The sequence below is a fragment of the Bradyrhizobium sp. 137 genome (genome assembly GCF_023074095.1).
Taxonomy (GTDB): Bacteria; Pseudomonadota; Alphaproteobacteria; order Rhizobiales; family Xanthobacteraceae; genus Bradyrhizobium.
Genome location: NZ_JADPKU010000053.1, coordinates 490,515 through 508,719 on the forward strand (window position 1 = coordinate 490,515; position 18,205 = coordinate 508,719).

Consider the following 18,205-nt stretch of genomic DNA (forward strand, 5'->3'; position numbering starts at 1 on the left):
GCGGAGTGCTTCGGTGTTGGAAGTCAGCGGGCTGGTGAAGCGGTTTGGCGGCTTCACAGCCGTCAACAACGTCTCGTTCAGGGTCGAACAGGGCGAGATCCTCGGCCTGATCGGACCCAACGGCTCGGGCAAGAGCACGATCTTCAACATGCTCTCGGGCACGCTGGCGCCGACCTCCGGTTCGATCTTGTTCGCCGGGAATGAGATCGCAGGCCTTGCGCCGCACCGGATTATCAACCGCGGCATCGGCCGCACCTTCCAGATTCCGCGGCCCTTCCGTCGACTGACCATCTTCGAGAATGTCGCGCTCGCCGGCTTCTACGGCCAGGGCCGCCAAAGTCGAGTCAAGGCCGAGGAAGCGGCCGAGCGGTCGCTGGCGATGGTCGGCCTGCCGATTGATCGCCATGCCAGTGTCGATGGACTTGGCGCAGCCGGCCTGAAGAAGCTCGAGCTTGCGAAGGCGCTCGCCACCGCGCCAAAGCTGTTGCTGGCGGACGAAAGCCTCGGCGGCCTCGACGAGACCGAGATGGACCAGGCCGCCGACATGCTGCGCAACATCCGCGACGAGCTCGGCATCACCATCATCTGGGTCGAGCACATCATGGGCGTCTTGATGCGCGTGGTCGATCGCGTCATGGTACTCGATCACGGCGAGAAGATCTCGGAAGGCTTGCCGAGCGCGGTTGCGAGCGACCCGCGGGTGATCGAGGTCTATCTCGGGACTGATGCCGAGACCACGCAGGCCGCGGCCGCCGAAGCGCGCCGTCGCGCGGGAGGGCAATGATGCTGGAGCTCCGCGGCGTCAATGCCGGCTATGGCACGTTCCAGGCGCTGTTCGATGTCAATCTCGACGTCAAGGCCGGCGAAGCCGTCGGCGTCATCGGCCCCAACGGCGCCGGCAAGACCACCTTGATGCGCGTCATCTCCGGCTTGATCCGGCCCTCGCGCGGCTCGATCAAGATGGAAGGTGTTGATGTCGTGGCGACGCCGTCGCACAAGATCGTCAGCCTCGGCATTGCGCATGTGCCGGAGAACCGGCGGCTATTTCCGCAGCTCACGGTGGACGACAATCTCAAGATGGGCGCGTTCATGAGGGAGGCGCGCGCGCACTATGCCCAGCGGCTCGACGTCGTGTTCGAGCTGTTTCCGCGCCTGAAGGAGCGCCGCCACCAACTGGCCGGCACCATGTCCGGCGGCGAGCAGCAGATGTGCGCGATCGGCCGCGCGATGATGTCCAATCCGAAGCTTCTGCTGCTCGACGAGCCGTCGGCGGGCCTCGCGCCAGTCGTAGTGCAGCAGGTGTTCGAGCTGGTGAAGCGGATCCGTGCCGGCGGCCTGACCGTGCTGATCGTCGAGCAGAACGTGCAGCAGGTGCTGAAAGTGGTCGATCGCGCCTATCTGATCGAGGCGGGCACGATCCGCGCCTCCGGCACCTCGGCCGAGATGCTGGCGAGCGACACGGTCAAGGAAGCGTATCTCGGGGTGTGAGGGGGCATGCAGGCATTTCTGGACGTCTTCGACATTTATCTGCTGGAGGCCGTGATCAACGGCATCCTGCTCGGCGGCGTGCTGGCGCTGCTCGCGCTCGGCCTCAACCTGATCTTCGGCGTCATCGACGTGACCTGGATCTGCTATGCCGAGCTCGTGATGATAGGCATGTACGCCATGTATTTCATGGTGCAGTATTACGGCGTCAGCTATTTCATCGCTGCGCCCTTCACTATCCTGCTGGTTGCGCTCCTCGGCGCGGCGCTCCACTACCTCGTGATCGCGCCGCTGCTCACGGCGCCGCCGATCAATCAACTGCTCGCGACCGGCGGCGTGCTGTTCGTGCTCCAGAGCTTTGCAACCGTCGCCTTCGGCATCGACTTCCGCAATCTCGGCATCCGCCTGCCGGTGCTCGCCTTCGGCGACATGAATTTCAGCTACGCACGGCTGCTGTCCTTCGTGGCGGCACTGGTCGGCATGGTTGCGGTCTACCTGTTCATGACGCGCACCTTCACCGGCACCGCGATCCGCGCCATCTCGCAGGACCGGCAGATCATGGCGCTGATGGGGGTCGACACCAAGCGGATCTATCTCATCACCTCGGCTCTTGGAGGTGCGCTGGCCGGGCTCGCTGCCTGCCTTCTGGTGCTGCAATATGACGTGCATCCCTTCGTCGGCCTCTCCTTCGGGCCGATCACGTTCCTGATCTGCGTGCTCGGCGGCTTAGGCAATTTCATCGGCGGCTTCATCGCGTCCTTCGTGTTCGCCGAGATCATCTCGCTCGGCGGCCTGTTCTCCGATCTCGAATGGGGCTACGTGCTCGCCTTCGCCTTCTTCATCGTCATGATGTTCATCCGGCCCGCAGGCCTCCTGGCGAGGCGCCGATGATGGGGCAGGGGCGACTTGCAGCCTGGGGGATCGGTCTGGCGGCGCTGGTCGCGCTCCCTTTCGTCTATCGCGATCCCTATCACCTGCACATCTTGGTGCTGATCCTGATTTGGTCGTTCGCCTACACGTCCTGGTCGATGATGGGGCGGTTCGGCCTCGTTTCGCTCGGGCACGGCGGCTTCATGGGGATCGGCGCCTATGTCACCGCGCTGTTGTGGAATCACCTCGGCCTTTCGCCATGGATCGGCATTCCCGTCAGCATGGCCGCGGCCGGTGCGCTGGCGCTGATCGTCGGCTATCCCTGCTTCCGCTTCCGCATCACCGGGCATTATTTCGTGCTGGTGACGCTGGCGCTATCAGGCATCGTGCTCCAGGTGATCACCGCGACGCGCGATTATACTGGCGGCTCGCTCGGCTACACGCCGAACCGGGCGTCGGGCAACAGGCTGCTGGCACTGCAATTCGACGACAAGACCACCTGGTACCTGATCGCGCTCGCGATCTGGCTTTCTGGCATCGTGGTCTGGCACTGGGTCGACCGCAGCATGGCTCGCCATGCGCTGGAGGCGATCTCAGAGGACGAGGATGCCGCCGCCGCGGCCGGCGTCGACGTCACCGCGGAGAAATTGAAGATCACGCTGCTCAGCGCGCTGATGACGGCGCTCGCCGGCGCGATCTACTGCCAGTACCAGATGTTCATCACGCCCGATACCGTCAGCGGCATCGCCGTGTCGCTCCAGATGGTGTTCGCGGCCATCGTCGGCGGCTTGTTCGTCTCGCTCGGCCCGACTGTCGGCGCCATCATCACCATCCTGCTTGCGGAGACCTTGCGCATCGGCTTCGGCACAAAGGCGGTCGGCTGGGACAATCTCGTCTATGGCGTGCTGCTCGTGCTTTTCATCATATTCCTTCCCAAGGGCATTCTTGGTAGCGTGCTCGACCGACTGAAGCCGCAACGCAAGGTGTCCCCGAACTCATGAACAAGAAGCCGTCCAGATCGATCGCCCAGGAGCTCGACCGTTACATTACGCCGTTCCGTTATGATGGATCCGGCAAGTTTCGCCTCAAGGACCACAAGACCGACGAGAAGGGCGATCTCGACAAGGAGAAGGCGCAGGAGATCCTGGAGGCCAACAAGACGCGGCTGATCGCGTTTCAGGAGACGCTCTACGCCCAGGACCGCTGGTCGCTCCTGATCGTATTCCAGGCCATGGACGCCGGCGGCAAGGACAGTGCGATCAAGGCGATCTTCGACGGCATCAATCCGCAGGGCTGCGAGGTCCATTCTTTCAAGGCGCCGAGCAGCAAGGAGCTCGATCACGACTTCCTGTGGCGCCACGTGGTCGCGCTGCCGGAGCGCGGCCGTATCGGCATCTTCAACCGCTCCCATTACGAGGAATGCCTGGTGACGCGGGTGCATCCGGAGATCCTCGCCAAGGAGAAGCTGCCGGCAAAGCTCGTCACCAAGAACATCTGGAAGGAGCGGTTCGAGGACATCTCCGCCTTCGAGCGCTATCTCTGCCGCAACGGCACCGTGGTGCTGAAGTTCTTCCTCAATGTCTCCAAGGAGGAGCAGCGCGAGCGCTTCCTCGACCGGCTGGAAGAGCCGGCCAAGCAGTGGAAGTTCTCAATGGACGATATCAAGGAGCGCGCGCTGTGGCCGCGCTACCAGGCCGTCTATCAGGACATTGTGCGGCACACCTCGACACCTCATGCGCCGTGGTACGTGGTGCCCGCCGACCACAAATGGTTCGCCCGCGTCGTGATCGGCTCCGTGATCAATGCTGCGCTCGAAAGATTGGACCTGAAATTTCCTCGTGTCGACAAGGCCTCGCTGCAGGAGTTCGACGAGATACGCAAGGAGCTGGAGAAAGAACGAAAGGGAGGCAAGAAGCGGGCAAAGTGACAGCCACCGGCACCGCGGATCGCAAGAACGTCAACTTCGCGCTCCAGGGCGGCGGCGCGCACGGCGCCTTCGTCTGGGGCGTGCTCGACCAGGTGCTCGAGGACGGCAGGCTCGCGATCGAAGCGATCAGCGCCACCAGCGCCGGCGCGATGAATGCGGTGGCGCTGGCCTCCGGCATGGCAAACGGGGGCGCGGAGGCGGCGCGGCAGAGCCTGCACGCATTCTGGTACGAAGTCTCGCGCATGGACAGGGCGTACGATTTGCTCTCGCCGCTCAACCAGTGGATCCAGGCCCTGAAGCTGCCGCCGGAATATCATCCGGTCCACGCCGTCATCCACACGCTGACGCACACGCTGCCGCCGAACCTGCTCAATCCGTTCCACTTCAATCCGCTCCGCTCGCTGCTGCAGCGCGTGGTCGATTTCGACAGGCTCAATTCCTCGCCCGAGGCGCCGCAGCTTTTTCTCAACGCCACCAACGTCCGCACCGGCAAGATCAAGGTATTCCAGAGCCCGTTTCTCACCGCAGAAACCGTGCTCGCCTCGGCCTGCCTGCCGCCCTATTTTCAGGCCGTCGAGATCGAGGGCGAGCATTATTGGGATGGCGGCTATCTCGGCAATCCCGCGATCTACCCGCTCATCTACCGCAAGGGCAGCCACGACGTCATCATCGTGCAGGTCACGGCGATCCGGCGCGACGCGCTGCCGACCAGTGCGGCTGACGTCCTCCACCGCATCAACGAGATCAGCTTCAATTCGTCGTTGATGCGAGAAATGCGCGCGATCGCCTTCGCCACGCGGCTTATCGACGACGGCGAGCTCGACAGCGACAGGCATAGCCGCATGTACATGCACTGGATCGGCAACGACCAGCTGATGTCGCAGCTCGGCACGGCCACGCAATTCCACCCGGAATGGAGCCTGTTGTGCCGCCTGCGCGACGAGGGCCGCGCGGCGGCGCAAAGCTGGCTGGCGCAAAACTTCGACCGGGTCGGGAAGTCCTCGTCGGTCGATCTGGCAGATATGTTTCTCTAGGCAAGCCGGCCATGGACAAAAACTGCGAAAACAACCCCATGCACAGTAGCCGGGGATAGTGGAATCAATGGCTTGCCGGTCACGTCGCGCGCTTGCGGATTTTACGAAGTCGGTTTGACACGTCGGGCAAAACAGGAGCATGATGTCACCATGCCCCGTTCAGGGAACTCGCGCCTTCAAATGTGATCCTTCAGATCATCGATCCCGCTTGACAGTTTTGTGTCTCGGGAGGAGCATCGCAGTGGTCGCAAACAAGCGACGCGCAACGTCCACCTCATGAGCAAGGGGAGGTCTATGACACCACCTCCGCAGATCCAGCCGCTAAGTGCGATGGAGCTCGTTCGGACTATCGCATAGCGGCGAAACCGCGAACGGCACGCCGGGTCAAGGTTTAGCGGGCTGCATCAGTGAGGCAAAGCCCCTACCTTCCCGGCGCTGTATTTTGCATCACGTCGATCATTGGCTGGCCGCGCCGAGGCCGCCGCGGCGTACGTATTGAAGTCCTGCCTTGTCCCTCCTCCCTCCCTGTCGTCATTCCGGGCCAATTCCCGGAATGGCGCAGGACAGTCGCATGCGATCTCTTGGACCGGCCTGAGCAAGCGCCTCGTCCTTCGAGACGACCGCTCCGCGGTCTCCTCAGGATGAGGCTAATTGGCCTCGAGTCCCCGCCAAAGCGGGCGTCTCGAAGGATCGGCCGCAGGGATTCCGCTTCCCAGATGCGATAGCCTTGCGGAACAGCGGGAGAGCTCTTGCGCGCGCAGTGTTCTCATGACGTCTCAGCTGCGCTGAGCCCGCGCCATCTTCGATCCTGCATTGCGGCAAATGCCAAGAGAATGTCGCCTCGAAGGCCAACTTCCGACACAGGTCCGGGGCGAATAACGGTCATCCGACATGACGCATGTGCTTCGGTGGTGACGATTCCGACTCCGCCGGCGCATCTGTTTTATCCAAGGAATCTTCGTGTCGCATAAGTTCGCCCCGGCGCTCCTCGCTGCTCTCTTCCTCGCGATCTCATCTCTCTGCGGCGCCCGCGCCGAGACGCCGGCTGCGAGCAGTACGGCCGCGCTGTCGCCTGAGGAAGCCAAGCGCGCGCTGGAGACACTGCAGGACGACAAGAAGCGTGCGCACATGATCGACACGCTGCGCGCGATCGCGAATGCATCTGGTCTGCAGCCGGCACCGGCCGCGCCTGAGCAGAAATCGCCGATCCCGCTCTCGGCTGATGGCCTCGGTGCACAGCTCCTGCTCACCGTGTCGGAGGAGATCGGTTCGATATCGAGCGAGATCGCCAGCATGGCGCGGACGCTCACGCATTTTCCGGCGTTCTATTACTGGATCATGCGGACCGCGAACGATCCCGCCGCCTACAATCTTTTGATCGAGACCGCCTGGAAGCTGGCGCTGGTGCTCGGCTGCGCCCTTTCGGCCGAATGGGTGATGTTCCGCCTGATCCGGCGTCCGGTTGCGTTCCTGGAAGGACGCGTGCCGCAGTCCGCGCGCCTGCCAGCACAGGCGCTGCCGATTGCCGATCCGCCGTCATCGGTGGCCGATGTCACCCCCGCGCCCGAACTGCACAGGCGCCGCCACAGTCTGGCGCGGGTCTGGCAGATCCTGCTGCGGCTGCCCTTCGTGCTGGGACGCCTCGTGCTCGAACTGCTGCCGGTGGTCGTCTTCGTGGGCATCGCCACCGCGCTGCTCGGGACCGAGATCGGCGAGCCCACGACTGTTCGCCTCGTGATCCTCGCGGTCGTCAACGCCTATGCGTTCTCCCGCGGCCTCATCTGCGCGATCCGGGCGCTGGCGGGACCGTTCGGCCTGTTCCCGGTTCGGGCCGAGACCGCAGCCTACATCGAGATCTGGGCGCGCCGCATCGTCGGCGTCGGCGTATCCGGCATCGCCTTTGCCAATGTGGCCCTGCTGCTCGGCCTGCATCGAGCCGGCTATGCCGCGCTGCTGCGCATGGTGATGCTGGTCGTGCACCTCTTCATCGTCGTCATCATCCTGCAATGCCGCCGCCAGGTCGCCGAAGCGATCCGTGCGCCGGCCGACCGGCAGGGGATCGCGGCCCGTCTGCGCAATCGCATCGCCGGCGGCTGGCACTATCTTGCCATCGGGCTCGATCTTGCGCTGTGGGCCGTGTGGGCGCTCAACATCCGCAACGGCTATTCGCTGCTCTTGCAGTATTTCGTCGGGACGGTCGTGGTGGCGCTGATGACTCGCGTCGCCATCATGCTGACGCTGAGCCTGATCGACCGCGGCTTCCGGATCAGGCCGGAAATCCTTCAGCGCTTTCCCGGCCTCGAGATCCGTGCCAACCGCTATCTACCGCTGCTGCGCAAGATCGTATCTGGCGTGATCGCCTTCATCGGCTTCGTGGCGGTGCTCGAAGTCTGGGGCGTGGACGCGATCGTCTGGTTCTACGGCGGCCAGATCGGCAGCCGGCTGATCTCGGCCGTGATGACGATCGGCGTCGCAGTGTTCATCGCGGCCGCGATCTGGGAAGCCAGCAACGCGCTGCTCGACCGGCAGATCAATACGCTGTCCCGGGACGGACATTATGCCCGCGCCGCGCGTCTACGTACCTTCCAGCCGATGCTGCGGACGGCGCTGCTCTGCCTGATCGCCGCCGTCGTCGGCCTCACCGCGCTGAGCGAAATCGGCGTCAACGTCGCCCCACTGCTCGCGGGCGCCGGCATCGTCGGCATTGCCATCGGCTTCGGTTCGCAGAAGCTGGTGCAGGACCTCATCACGGGCCTGTTCCTGCTCCTGGAGAACACGGTGCAGGTCGGCGACAATGTCAGCGTGTCCGGGCTGTCAGGCGTGGTGGAGAACGTCTCGATCCGCACCATCCGCCTGCGCGCCGGCGATGGCGCCGTGCACATCGTGCCGTTCAGCGCGGTCACGACCATCACCAATGCCAGCCGTGGCGCCGGCAACGCTTCCGTCAGCGTCAACGTCGCCTACAAGGAAGACACCGACCGCGCCGGTCAGATTCTCAAGGACATCGTTGAGGAGATGCGGCGCGAGCCGGAGTTCCGTGCGCTGATCCGCGGCGATCTCGAGCTCTGGGGCATCGACAAGGTCGATGGAGCAATGGTGTCGATCGTCGGCCAGATCCGCTGCACCGAGGCCGGCCGCTGGCCGGTCCAGCGCGAATTCAACCGCCGCATGAAGCTGCGCTTCCAGCAGAGCGGCATCGAGGTCGCCTCGGCGACCCAGACCATCTTGATGCAGATCGCGCCGCCGGCCGACAGCGCCGCCAATCTGACGCCGAGACGGGCGGCCGGATAGCGGCTCTATCATCTTCCGGCTTGCCTCCGCTCGCCCGGCAGCGTTCACTCCGGCATCAGCCCGCTGACGACAAGCGGGCGACAAAAGGGTGGATGCCCGCGGCGCTCGCGGCCGTCCAGAAGGCCGAGACCGAGAAATGGTGGCCGATCGTAAAGTCCGCCGACATCAGGGTTGAGTAGTGCTGCCGCCTCATAACACTTCCTCATCTTGACAGATCGTGAGGTATTCTCGTCATTCCGGGGCGCGACGAAGTCGCGAGCCCGGAATCCATTGGGCCGCAGAGACGGCCGCGGAATGGATTCCGGGTTCGCGCCGACGCGCGCCCGGGAATGACGAGGGGAGAGAGCAGGCTCTCAATCCTCATCATGAGGAGCAAGAGCTTGCGGTGTTAACCTTTGCGTCGCGCGCGACCTGCGATCTCGCGCGACAATCTCGCTGCGGTGCGAGATCACAATAGATGCCTCAGTCCCAACGTCCTTGATCTCGGGGGAGCGCTGGCCGACAATGTCCGCAGTTCAATAAGAAACTCCTTGGGGGAATTCGTGAATAGACCTGGCCGGGTCGCTGCCCAACCGACATCGTCCGATCAATCACACGGCATGACGCTGCTGCGCGATCCCCTGCTCAACAAGGGCACCGCCTTCACCGAATCCGAGCGCGACGCGCTGGGCCTGCGCGGCCTGCTGCCGCCTTGCGTGCTGACAATGGAGACGCAAGCTCAGCGCGTGCTGACCAATCTGCGCACGCTGCCGACCGATCTGGAGAAATACGTCGCTCTGAACGCGCTGCATGACCGCAACGAGGCGCTGTTCTTCCGCGTCGTCGTCGACAACATCGACGAGATCCAGCCGATCATCTACACCCCGACCGTCGGGCTCGCCTGCCAGAAATACGGCCTGATCTTCCAGCGGCCGCGCGGCATGTTCATCTCCTCGCGCGATCGCGGCCAGATCGCCGAGATCCTGAAGAACTGGCCTTATCCGGCCAGGCTGATCGTCGTCACCGACGGCGAGCGCATCCTGGGCCTCGGCGATCTCGGCGCCAACGGCATGGGGATTCCGGTCGGCAAGCTCTCGCTCTATTCGGCCTGCGCCGGCGTGCATCCCGAGCTGTGCCTGCCGATCTTGCTCGACGTCGGCACCAACAACGAAGAGCTCTTGAACGATCCCTATTATCTCGGCCTGCGCGAGCGGCGGCTGACGGGCGAGGCCTATGACAGCTTCGTCGACGAATTCATGCAGGCCGCGCGCAAGACATTCCCGGGCGTGCTGATCCAGTTCGAGGATTTCGCCAACCATTCGGCGTTCAAGCTGCTGCACAAATACCGGGATGAGGCCTGCGTCTTCAACGACGACATCCAGGGCACCGCGGCGGTGGCGCTCGCCGGCCTGTTCTCGGCTCTCCGCGTCTCCGCCGGCAAGCTCAGGGATCAGCGCATCCTGTTCCTCGGCGCTGGCGAGGCGGCGACCGGCATCGCCGATCTCGTGGTTTCCGCCATGATGGCGGAAGGGCTGGCGGAGGCCGAAGCGCTCCGGCGCAACTGGCTGGTGGATTCCCGCGGCCTCGTCGTCAGCGGCCGCGATGGCCTGTCCGGCCACAAGCTGCGCTATGCCCATGCCGGCCAGGCGCCGATCGCCGATTTCCTGACTGCGATCAAGACGCTGAAGCCGACGGCGATCATCGGTGTCGCCGCTGTCGGCGGCGCCTTCACGCCCGAGGTGCTCAAGGCGATGGCCGAACTCAACGAGCAGCCGATCGTGTTTGCGCTCTCCAATCCCACCTCGAAGGCCGAGTGCGCGGCGGAGGATGCCTACCGCTACACCGGGGGCCGCGCGCTGTTCGCCTGCGGCAGCCCGTACGATCCGGTGACGCTCAACGGCCGCACCTTCGTGCCGCGCCAGGGCAACAATTCCTACATCTTCCCCGGCGTCGGCCTCGGTGTCGTCGCCAGCCGCTCGCGCCTCGTCACCGACGAAATGTTCATGGCGGCCGCCCACACGCTCGCCGATTGCGTCGGCAAGGACGACCTCGCGCACGGCAGCCTTTATCCGGCGCTGCCGCGCATCCGCGAGGTTTCGGTCCGCATCGCCGCCGCCGTCGCAGATGTCGCCTATCAGCGCGGCCTCGCCGACGGACCTGCGCCCAACGACGTGAAGGCCCTGGTCCAGTCGCAGATGTACGAGCCGCGTTACTAAGGTCGGCGGCATATCCGCGCGCGGACCCAAAACACTGGGTGCCTGCCACATTTAGCGTAGCGCCGGAGGTTTACGCACCGGCGTGCCGCTAACCCGCGCCTGTTCGATTCAGGACAAGGCCAGTGTGGTGGAATCGTCACAGCTGGCGCGAAACGGCGGCGGCCGCAGGCCTGCTTTTGTTCCGACAAGGTTCTGCCCTCATTGCCCACCGAAAATCGAGGCCGTTCGGAGGGCGTACCATGTCTCGCATTGCACGTGCCGAAACTGCCCGGATTTCCTTCGCAACCTCGTGCCGGCTGCTGCTCGCGATCGGCGGCGCCGCCTCGCTCGCCGCTTGCGCGCAATCGCCGGTCAGCCGCCAGAAGGCCGATCTCGCCGGCACCAGCCGGCAGGCCGCGGTGGAGCGCCCGCACAGGGTGGCGGCGCTGCATCCAAGGCCGATCATAAGGGCGCGCGGCTCCGACGGTGACGCAAAGCAGACCGCCTCGCATGGCGTTGCCAGCTTCTATTCGGATACGGAGACCGCGAGCGGCGAGAAGTTCGACAAGAACGAATTGACCGCGGCGCATCCGAGCCTGCCGTTCGGCACCAAGCTGCGGGTGACCGACACCTCCTCCGGCCGCTTCGTGACCGTCAGGGTCAACGATCGCGGGCCCTATGTTCGCGGACGCGTGGTCGATATCTCCCCTTCCGCGGCCGAGGCGCTCGGCATGGTCGACAAAGGCATCACCAATGTCCGCCTCGACGTCGTGCAATGAGCCTCAAGCCGCTCGCAGTGCTTAACCGGCTGTTAGTTGCTCTGTCGCACCATACCTGTCCAGCAATCCGGGGCTTTGGGGGAGGCGGCGCTTGAACACGATCCAGTATCTCGAAGATCAGGCCGCGCGCGCTGAGCGGCTGGCCAAACGGATCACGGATGCGCTGACGATCGAAAAACTCCTGACCTTCGCGGGCGAGCGCCGCCGCGAGATCGAGGTGATCGGCGGCAAGCACCGGCGCGTTTAGCATCCCCCGTTCCATGCTCTGATTGCATCCGCCGTCGCTGCGAGGCGCGGAACTTCTGCTTTTTCCCGACGTCATCTCGGTGATGCAAGAGGAGGAGGAGATCATGGGTTTTGGACGAGGTGCTTTGCTTTGGTTGCTTGGCGTACCGCTGCCGATCGTTCTGCTGCTGGCATTGTTCTGGCACCACTAAGCGTGTCACGCCGATAAGCGTGTCACACGAAAAGCGCCGCGCAAGCGGCGCTTTTTTTGGCCGCGCAATCGGAGAAGCGGGCTCAGGAATGGCTTTCGACGAAGTCGCTGAGATAATCGGGCAGCTCTACACCGTCGATGTCGCAGCGCGCGCGGATCTCGCCGGCGACATCGGTCGAAATGTCCTTCATCCAATGCTCGAGCGTGTTGAATGAAATCACCTTGATCGGGTCGTTGAAGCATCCGGCGACAAGCTCGCCGATGGTGGCTTCGAGATCGCTGCGCTCGATGCGGATTTCAGTCGCCTCGTCGCGGCGATCGATCACCACGAACAGGGTCTGGTCTGCGCCGTAGGGCACGACGAGAGATGACACGCCGGCGTCAAGCATCTTGAGGCGCTCATGTCTTTGCTTCCGATCCCTAACAACGGGAAAAACCGGAAGAAGGTTCCTGCTCGCGTGCTTGGGAAGGCCTCAGAGAAATTCCCTTAAGCGCGAGAGCTCGATGACGTGCTCGGGCGAAAGGATTTCAGTGACGAGCGGTGGTTGCGCCACGGTGCGAATCTCATAGAGGTGCCGAGTCGTCGCCGGCTTCTGCATGAAGGCCGAGATGCACTCGTCGAGCGTGCCTTCACTCACCTGGTAGGATTCTCTGTCCAGCCTTCGCTGGTTTGCAAGCGACGGCCATTTATACAGCACCGCAAGCGCGCCGAAATCGACCTTTGAATCCCCGACCACGTCCCCCATCGTCCTGCCTCACGCAAAAGACGACCCCAGCACACGGGGTCGCGTGCCGGGGCCTACACACTTGTCGCTGCATCTCAATGCCACGAACAACCAACGCGGCAACCGGGAAAAGGTTCCCGGCGGCCTGTCCCTATTCAGCTCGCGGCGGCCGCGATTTTGTGCCCCGGGCTGTCCTGGCCCCGGCTGCTCTCGTCGCCGCGGCTGACCTCCGGCGGAAGTCCCGCGAAGCGCCGCAAGGCTCCGGCCATTTGCACCCGGCCGGGCACGCCGGTGATCACCACATCGACCATCGCGAACGACGAGTGGAAATGGCCGCGCGCCCGAAGCTGCTCGACCGGGACGCCCGCGGCGGCCATCGCCTCGGCATAGGCGACGCCCTCGTCGCGCAACGGGTCGAACTCGCAGGTGACGACGAAGGCCGGCGGTAATCCCTCGAGCTTGCCGCGGAGCGGCGAGACGCGCGGGTCGGTGCGGTCGGCCGGCGAGCAATAGAGGTCCCAGAACCAGTACATCAGCGAGCGCGTCAGGAAGTAGCCGGTCGCATTGTCGTTGTAAGAGGGCCGATCGAAGGTGCAGTCGGTGACCGGGCAGACCAGGAGCTGGCCGGCGATCTCGGGTCCGCCACGGTCGCGTGCGAGCTGGCAGGTGACGGCGGCGATGTTGCCGCCGGCGCTCCAGCCTGCAACCAGCACCGGCCCCGGCATGCCGCCGAACTCGGCGGCATGCTCGGCGATCCAGCGCGTCGCCGCATAGCCGTCCTCGGCCGCGGTGGGGAAGCGGTGCTCCGGCGCATGGCGATAGCCGACGCTGACGAAGATCATGCCGGTCCGCCGCACCATGTCGCGGCAGAACGGCTCGTCCGACTGCTCGTCGCCGAGCACCCAGCCGCCGCCGTGGAAGTAGACCACGACCGGATGCGGACCCGGGGTTGCCGGCTTGTAGACACGGTAAGCCAGCGCGCCGTCGGTAACTGGGAGGGTGCCGTCGACGATGTCGCCGATCGGCCGCCCCGCAGGCCGGCCCTTGTTGAACTCGTTGACGAAGGCGCGGGCGCCAAACGCGCCCATCGACTCGATCGGCGGCAGGTTCAGCGACGTCAGCAGGTTCAGCACCAGCCGCACGTCCGGCTGCAGGCGCACCACCTCGCCGTCATTGCACTGCGTCGCGACGTTGGGGCCGGTCAGCCTGAAGCCGAGCATGCCGCGGCTGACCACCTCGTCGCAGATGCTGCGATAGGGGCCGACGCCGCCGGTATAAGGCATCAGGGCCTGGACCTTGCCGGGCACGTTGGCGCCCGTGTACCAGGTGTTGGCGAGGCGATGCAGCGTCAGCATCGAACAATCGGCCATGTGCCGGCCCCAGGCGGCCTGCGCCGTTTCGGTCGGCTCGATCGTGGTGAAGCCGGCATCGCGCAGCTCCGCAAGGCGATCGACGACCCAGTCGACATGCTGCTCGATCGACACCGCCATGTTCGACAGCACCGACGGGCTGCCGGGGCCGGTGATCATGAAGAAGTTCGGGAAGCCCTCGACCGTGAGGCCGAGATAGGTCTGCGGGCCCTGCGCCCAGACGTCCGAGAGCGATCGGCCGCCCCGTCCCGTGATCGGATGCACGGCACGGATCGCGCCGGTCATGGCGTCGAAACCGGTCGCGAACACGATGACGTCGAGGTCGACGCTGCGCTTGGCAGTCGTGATGCCGGTTGCGGTGATCGCCTTGATCGGCTCCTGGCGCAGATTGATCAGCGTGACGTTCGGCCGGTTGAAGGTCGCGTAGTAATTGGTATCGAGGCAGGGACGCTTGGCGCCGAACGGATGATCGTGCGGCATCAGGGCCGCCGCGGTCTCGGGGTCCTTGACCGCGGCGCTGATCTTTTCACGGATCAGGTCCTGGACGATCTTGTTGCCGTCGACATCGACGGCCTGGTCGGCCCAGAGCTGGGTCAGGATATAGACGAGGTCGCCCTTGCCCCATGCCTCTTCAAAGCGCGCGCGACGCTCGGCGTCGCTGAGCTGCCAGCTCACCGCGGTCTGCTGAGGATAAGGCACACCGGCCATCGATTGGCGTGCCTGCTCGCGATAGGCCGCGCGGTCGCTTTGCAGCAGGCTCATGCGGTCCGAGGGCGCCGGGCCGTTATGCGCGGGCAGCGCGAAATTTGGCGTGCGCTGGAACACGGTCAGATGCGCGGCCTGTTCGGCGATCAGCGGGATCGATTGGATGGCCGACGACCCCGTGCCGATCACGGCAACGCGCTTGCCGGCGAGATCGACCCCGTCATGCGGCCAGCGTCCGGTGAAATAGACCTTGCCCTCAAAATCCTTGACGCCGTCGATCTCGGGTGGCTTTGGCGCCGAAAGGCAGCCGGTGGCCATGATGTAGTGGCGGCAGGAGACCGGCGCGCCGTTATCGGTGGTGAGCTGCCAGCGCCCCGTCGCTTCGTCCCATGTGGCTGCGCTGACCTTGGTGTTGAAGCGGATGTCGCGCCTAAGGTCATAGCGGTCGGCGACGAAGCCGAGATAGCGCAGGATCTCGGGCTGGGTCGCGTATTTCTCGGACCAGGTCCAGGCCGTCTCGAGCTCCGGATCGAAGGTGTAGCTGTAATCGATGGTTTGGATGTCGCAGCGGGCGCCCGGGTAGCGGTTCCAGTACCAGGTGCCGCCGACGTCGCCGGCCTCATCAATGGCGATCGCCTTGAAGCCGGCCTTGCGCAGGCGATGAAGGAGATAGAGGCCGGCAAACCCGGCGCCGACCACGGCGACATCGACCTGTTGGGCTGCTCCACTCGCCGCCCTGGATTCACGTGCGGCCACCCTTGCGTCAGGCATGGCATTCCTCCCGTGTATTTTGTTTTGCCGGCAGACTATCGCTGCAGGTTCGGCTTGTCATCAGGACAAGTGCAATCTTCGGTAGTCGTTTGCGGCGTCATCGTGGCCGCGCGAAGCTTGTTGCGATACACGCATCGCGATGCACAATCGCCGGGATTGTCCGGGCTAATCAGACTACATCCTTCTGTGTATGCTTGCGCTTACTAGCCACGACGCGTACCCAGGGCGTCATGACAGAGTTGAGTGAGCGAACCAAAGCGAACATGGACGTCGTCCTGGAGGAGACGTGCCGCCAACTGCCGCATGGCGGCGATCACGACAGCCGCAGGTTCATCGCCGAGCGCCTGATCGAGGCGGCGCAGTCGGGACATTCCACGCTTGGCGAGCTCGGCATCGTCGCCCGCCGCGCGCTGGCGGAGCTCCTGGCCAAGGGGAATTAGGCGCGGCGAGAGACTTGCCTCGCTGACGGCCAGGGACATAACCTGCCGGGAACCCTTTCTCGCATCGAGATATCTAGAAGATGCGGTCCTTGCTCGCGCTTGTTGCGGCTTCCGCAGTTCTGGGCTGCGCCGGCCTGGCCTTGGCCCAGCCGGTCGGACAGTTTCCGTTCGCGCTGACGCGCGAAGGACAGATGCTTGGCGCCGTCGAAGGTGAGGTAGCCTCCTTCAAGGGGCTTGCCTACGCGGCGCCGCCGGTCGGTCCGCTGCGCTGGCGCCCGCCGCAGCCGACGGCCGAGAGCTCAGAGATGCGCACCGCCTACGACTACGGCGCGCCTTGTCTTCAACCGTCGCTGCCTGCCGCGAGCGAGGATTGCCTCACGCTGAACGTGTTTCGTCCCTTCGGAGTCGATGGTCCGTTGCCCGTGATGATGTTCATCCATGGCGGCGCCTTCGTCACGGGGACCGCGAACGATCCGCTGTTCGACGGCGCCAGGCTGGCGCAGGCCGGCCTCATCGTCGTCACCGTGAATTATCGCCTCGGTGTGCTCGGCTGGCTTACGCATCCCGCGCTGTCGGAAAGCGGCACCGGCAATTACGGTCTGATGGACCAGATCGCGGCGCTGCATTGGGTTCACGACAATATCGCGGCGTTCGGCGGCGATCCAAACAACGTCACCCTGTTCGGCAACGGCGCAGGCGCGACGTCGATCGCGCTGCTGATGCTGTGCCGGCAGACGCGCGGGTTATTCCACAAAGCCATTCTGCAATCGCTACCCGGTCGTGCGCGCCTTCGCTTGGCGCAAGAGGCGGAGGCTGTCGGTCGTCAGCTCGTCGCGGCGCTAGGAGAGCGGACGGACTTGCGCGACGTTGCGCCGAGCCGCCTGCTTGGCGCCGGAAAACAGCTGCTGGACAAATCACCGCGCAGCTTTGCGCCGATGCTGGATGGAAGCCTGGTGACTGAGGACGTCGCCGCGGGCTTTGCAGCGGGACATCAAAGCCGCATTCCCCTGATCATCGGCTCGAACGACGACGAGACGGGTTTCGACAGCGCGCTCAGTATTGAGGAGGAGCTGGCGTCAGCAGGCGTCACAAGCGATGACCTGCGCAGTCTTTATCCGGATCTTGCGAGGTCATCGGATCGCGCGGCAAGATTCTTCACCGACAAGGCCTTCTCCGAGCCCGTGAGGCTGCTTGCGCGCCTGCATGCCGCAAGCGGCGCGCCGACCTTCCGCTATCGTTTTAGCTATGTGCCTGAAGCGCAGCGCGCAAATCCTGATCATGGGCACGGACGCGAGTTGCAGGTCATCTTCGGTGTCGAAGGCGTGCCCGGTGCAGGAATCTTCTCGCGCGCAGACCGCGAGGTCGCGAGCCGCATCCGCGGCTATTGGATCAATTTTGCGAAAAGCGGCGATCCCAATGGGCCCGGTTTGCCCCATTGGGACGCGGCCGCCGACCGTGATCGCCTGCTGCTGATCGCGGACGATCGCATCGCGAGCGGAGACGATCCCTTCGCGGAGCGTCTCGATCGGCTCGCAGGTGAGGGCAGGAAATGAGTGGGATTTATGCCGCGAGCTCGACGCGCGGCGCCGGGCTCAGTCGGTCTTCCTCCAGATAGTCCATCGCGCCGTCCTTCTCGACGGCATAGAACTGCTGGCCGTCCCGCGACTTGTAGGCGGCGCGAACGACGCCGCGGCGGCCCTTGTCACTGTTGACGACGTCCCCCAGCGCAAACTTCCTCATCTCACGTCTCACTTGTCTTCAGGCCGACTGCTTCGGCCACGGCGGGATTTTGGAAGGCAAATCGTTAACGGCTTGCTAACCATCCCGGTTTGCCTATGCTCGCCGCGAACTGCGCGGGCAGCTCGCACGCGCCTGTTGCCAGCGAGACGACCTGATGACGCGATTTCCGACCCTGTTCCTGTCGCATGGTGGCGGCCCCTGGCCGTTCATGGAGGACAGACGGGTGCAATATGCGAAGACCGCCGCGGAGTTCGGCCGATTACCGCAAGTGTTGCCGGAAAGGCCGAGGGCCGTCCTCGTCATCACCGGCCATTGGGAGGCCGACGCCTTCACCGTGTCGACCTCGGCGCATCCGCCGACTTTCAATTACCCACAAATTCTCCTCCGACCATGACACCTAGCGCTATGTCGGTGAGGCGTGACAGCCCGCGCCACATGACGGTATTGCCGGGTGGCGG

The 18,205-nt window shown here is 64.5% G+C and carries 15 protein-coding genes and 2 pseudogenes; 13 read left to right on the plus strand and 4 right to left on the minus strand.

All coding sequences use genetic code 11. The features are described from left to right. The first annotated feature begins 13 nt into the window (after positions 1-13). From IVA78_RS16225 to IVA78_RS16270, 10 genes and pseudogenes are all read left to right on the plus strand, one after another. Complete coding sequence (locus IVA78_RS16225; RefSeq protein ID WP_247466461.1) at positions 14-784, plus strand: ABC transporter ATP-binding protein; 771 nt, start codon at positions 14-16, stop codon at positions 782-784. Continuing rightward, positions 784-1,488 (plus strand): ABC transporter ATP-binding protein, encoded by a 705-nt coding sequence (locus IVA78_RS16230; protein WP_247466505.1) that lies wholly within the window; start codon positions 784-786, stop codon positions 1,486-1,488. The genes IVA78_RS16225 and IVA78_RS16230 overlap by 1 nt, the downstream gene beginning before the upstream one ends. A 6-nt stretch (positions 1,489-1,494) precedes the next feature. Next, entirely contained in the window at positions 1,495-2,376 is an 882-nt protein-coding gene (locus IVA78_RS16235; protein ID WP_247278555.1) for a branched-chain amino acid ABC transporter permease, read from the plus strand. Further along, positions 2,373-3,420, plus strand: a pseudogene (locus IVA78_RS16240) (branched-chain amino acid ABC transporter permease). Before IVA78_RS16235 ends, IVA78_RS16240 begins: the two are co-directional and overlap by 4 nt. After that, complete coding sequence (locus tag IVA78_RS16245) at positions 3,353-4,282, plus strand: polyphosphate kinase 2 family protein (protein WP_247466466.1); 930 nt, start codon at positions 3,353-3,355, stop codon at positions 4,280-4,282. The pseudogene IVA78_RS16240 and the gene IVA78_RS16245 overlap by 68 nt, the downstream one beginning before the upstream one ends. Further along, positions 4,279-5,316: a patatin-like phospholipase family protein gene (locus IVA78_RS16250; RefSeq protein ID WP_247466469.1), complete on the plus strand. Its 1,038-nt coding sequence runs from the start codon at positions 4,279-4,281 to the stop codon at positions 5,314-5,316. The genes IVA78_RS16245 and IVA78_RS16250 overlap by 4 nt, the downstream gene beginning before the upstream one ends. A gap of 960 nt (positions 5,317-6,276) precedes the next feature. Further along, positions 6,277-8,607, plus strand: a complete 2,331-nt coding sequence (locus tag IVA78_RS16255) for a mechanosensitive ion channel domain-containing protein (RefSeq protein ID WP_247466472.1) — start codon at positions 6,277-6,279, stop codon at positions 8,605-8,607. Positions 8,608-9,149: 542 nt separating this feature from the next. Then, positions 9,150-10,802 (plus strand): NAD-dependent malic enzyme, encoded by a 1,653-nt coding sequence (locus tag IVA78_RS16260; RefSeq protein ID WP_346275302.1) that lies wholly within the window; start codon positions 9,150-9,152, stop codon positions 10,800-10,802. Between the two features lie 239 nt (positions 10,803-11,041). After that, positions 11,042-11,560 (plus strand): septal ring lytic transglycosylase RlpA family protein, encoded by a 519-nt coding sequence (locus tag IVA78_RS16265; protein WP_247466474.1) that lies wholly within the window; start codon positions 11,042-11,044, stop codon positions 11,558-11,560. A gap of 91 nt (positions 11,561-11,651) precedes the next feature. Further along, positions 11,652-11,807, plus strand: a complete 156-nt coding sequence (locus IVA78_RS16270) for a hypothetical protein (protein ID WP_247278561.1) — start codon at positions 11,652-11,654, stop codon at positions 11,805-11,807. Between the two features lie 272 nt (positions 11,808-12,079). Here the strand turns inward: IVA78_RS16270 and IVA78_RS16275 are convergent, their stop codons facing one another. The 3 genes from IVA78_RS16275 to IVA78_RS16285 form a co-directional block, all read right to left on the minus strand. Further along, positions 12,080-12,385, minus strand: a complete 306-nt coding sequence (locus IVA78_RS16275; protein WP_247466477.1) for a hypothetical protein — start codon at positions 12,383-12,385, stop codon at positions 12,080-12,082. A gap of 84 nt (positions 12,386-12,469) precedes the next feature. Continuing rightward, positions 12,470-12,742 (minus strand): hypothetical protein, encoded by a 273-nt coding sequence (locus IVA78_RS16280; RefSeq protein WP_247449982.1) that lies wholly within the window; start codon positions 12,740-12,742, stop codon positions 12,470-12,472. A gap of 134 nt (positions 12,743-12,876) precedes the next feature. Further along, positions 12,877-15,567 carry an alpha/beta hydrolase fold domain-containing protein gene (locus IVA78_RS16285; protein WP_247466479.1) on the minus strand — a complete coding sequence of 897 codons (2,691 nt, stop codon included), beginning with the start codon at positions 15,565-15,567 and terminating at the stop codon, positions 12,877-12,879. Positions 15,568-15,830: 263 nt separating this feature from the next. On the opposite strand from IVA78_RS16285, the gene IVA78_RS16290 reads away from it, so the two are divergent. Both IVA78_RS16290 and IVA78_RS16295 read left to right on the plus strand, forming a co-directional pair. Continuing rightward, entirely contained in the window at positions 15,831-16,007 is a 177-nt protein-coding gene (locus IVA78_RS16290) for a hypothetical protein (protein WP_247449987.1), read from the plus strand. A gap of 80 nt (positions 16,008-16,087) precedes the next feature. Further along, positions 16,088-17,560, plus strand: coding sequence for a carboxylesterase family protein (locus tag IVA78_RS16295; protein WP_247466481.1), 1,473 nt, complete (start codon positions 16,088-16,090; stop codon positions 17,558-17,560). Between the two features lie 7 nt (positions 17,561-17,567). On the opposite strand, the gene IVA78_RS16300 is transcribed toward IVA78_RS16295, so the two are convergent. Beyond that, positions 17,568-17,747, minus strand: a complete 180-nt coding sequence (locus IVA78_RS16300) for a hypothetical protein (RefSeq protein WP_247278567.1) — start codon at positions 17,745-17,747, stop codon at positions 17,568-17,570. A gap of 154 nt (positions 17,748-17,901) precedes the next feature. On the opposite strand from IVA78_RS16300, the pseudogene IVA78_RS16305 reads away from it, so the two are divergent. Further along, positions 17,902-18,117: pseudogene (locus tag IVA78_RS16305) on the plus strand (dioxygenase); the annotation flags it as partial. Between the last annotated feature and the right edge of the window lie 88 nt (positions 18,118-18,205).

What these genes read in the sequence shown, in the direction of transcription:
- IVA78_RS16230 (WP_247466505.1), top strand. Translation starts at nt 784, where the DNA reads ATGCTGGAGCTCCGCGGCGTCAATGCCGGCTATGGCACGTTCCAGGCG.
- IVA78_RS16235 (WP_247278555.1), top strand. Translation starts at nt 1,495, where the DNA reads ATGCAGGCATTTCTGGACGTCTTCGACATTTATCTGCTGGAGGCCGTG.
- IVA78_RS16245 (WP_247466466.1), top strand. Translation starts at nt 3,353, where the DNA reads ATGAACAAGAAGCCGTCCAGATCGATCGCCCAGGAGCTCGACCGTTAC.
- IVA78_RS16265 (WP_247466474.1), top strand. Translation starts at nt 11,042, where the DNA reads ATGTCTCGCATTGCACGTGCCGAAACTGCCCGGATTTCCTTCGCAACC.
- IVA78_RS16275 (WP_247466477.1), bottom strand. Translation starts at nt 12,385, where the DNA reads ATGCTTGACGCCGGCGTGTCATCTCTCGTCGTGCCCTACGGCGCAGAC.
- IVA78_RS16280 (WP_247449982.1), bottom strand. Translation starts at nt 12,742, where the DNA reads ATGGGGGACGTGGTCGGGGATTCAAAGGTCGATTTCGGCGCGCTTGCG.
- IVA78_RS16285 (WP_247466479.1), bottom strand. Translation starts at nt 15,567, where the DNA reads ATGCCTGACGCAAGGGTGGCCGCACGTGAATCCAGGGCGGCGAGTGGA.
- IVA78_RS16290 (WP_247449987.1), top strand. Translation starts at nt 15,831, where the DNA reads ATGGACGTCGTCCTGGAGGAGACGTGCCGCCAACTGCCGCATGGCGGC.
- IVA78_RS16295 (WP_247466481.1), top strand. Translation starts at nt 16,088, where the DNA reads ATGCGGTCCTTGCTCGCGCTTGTTGCGGCTTCCGCAGTTCTGGGCTGC.
- IVA78_RS16300 (WP_247278567.1), bottom strand. Translation starts at nt 17,747, where the DNA reads ATGAGGAAGTTTGCGCTGGGGGACGTCGTCAACAGTGACAAGGGCCGC.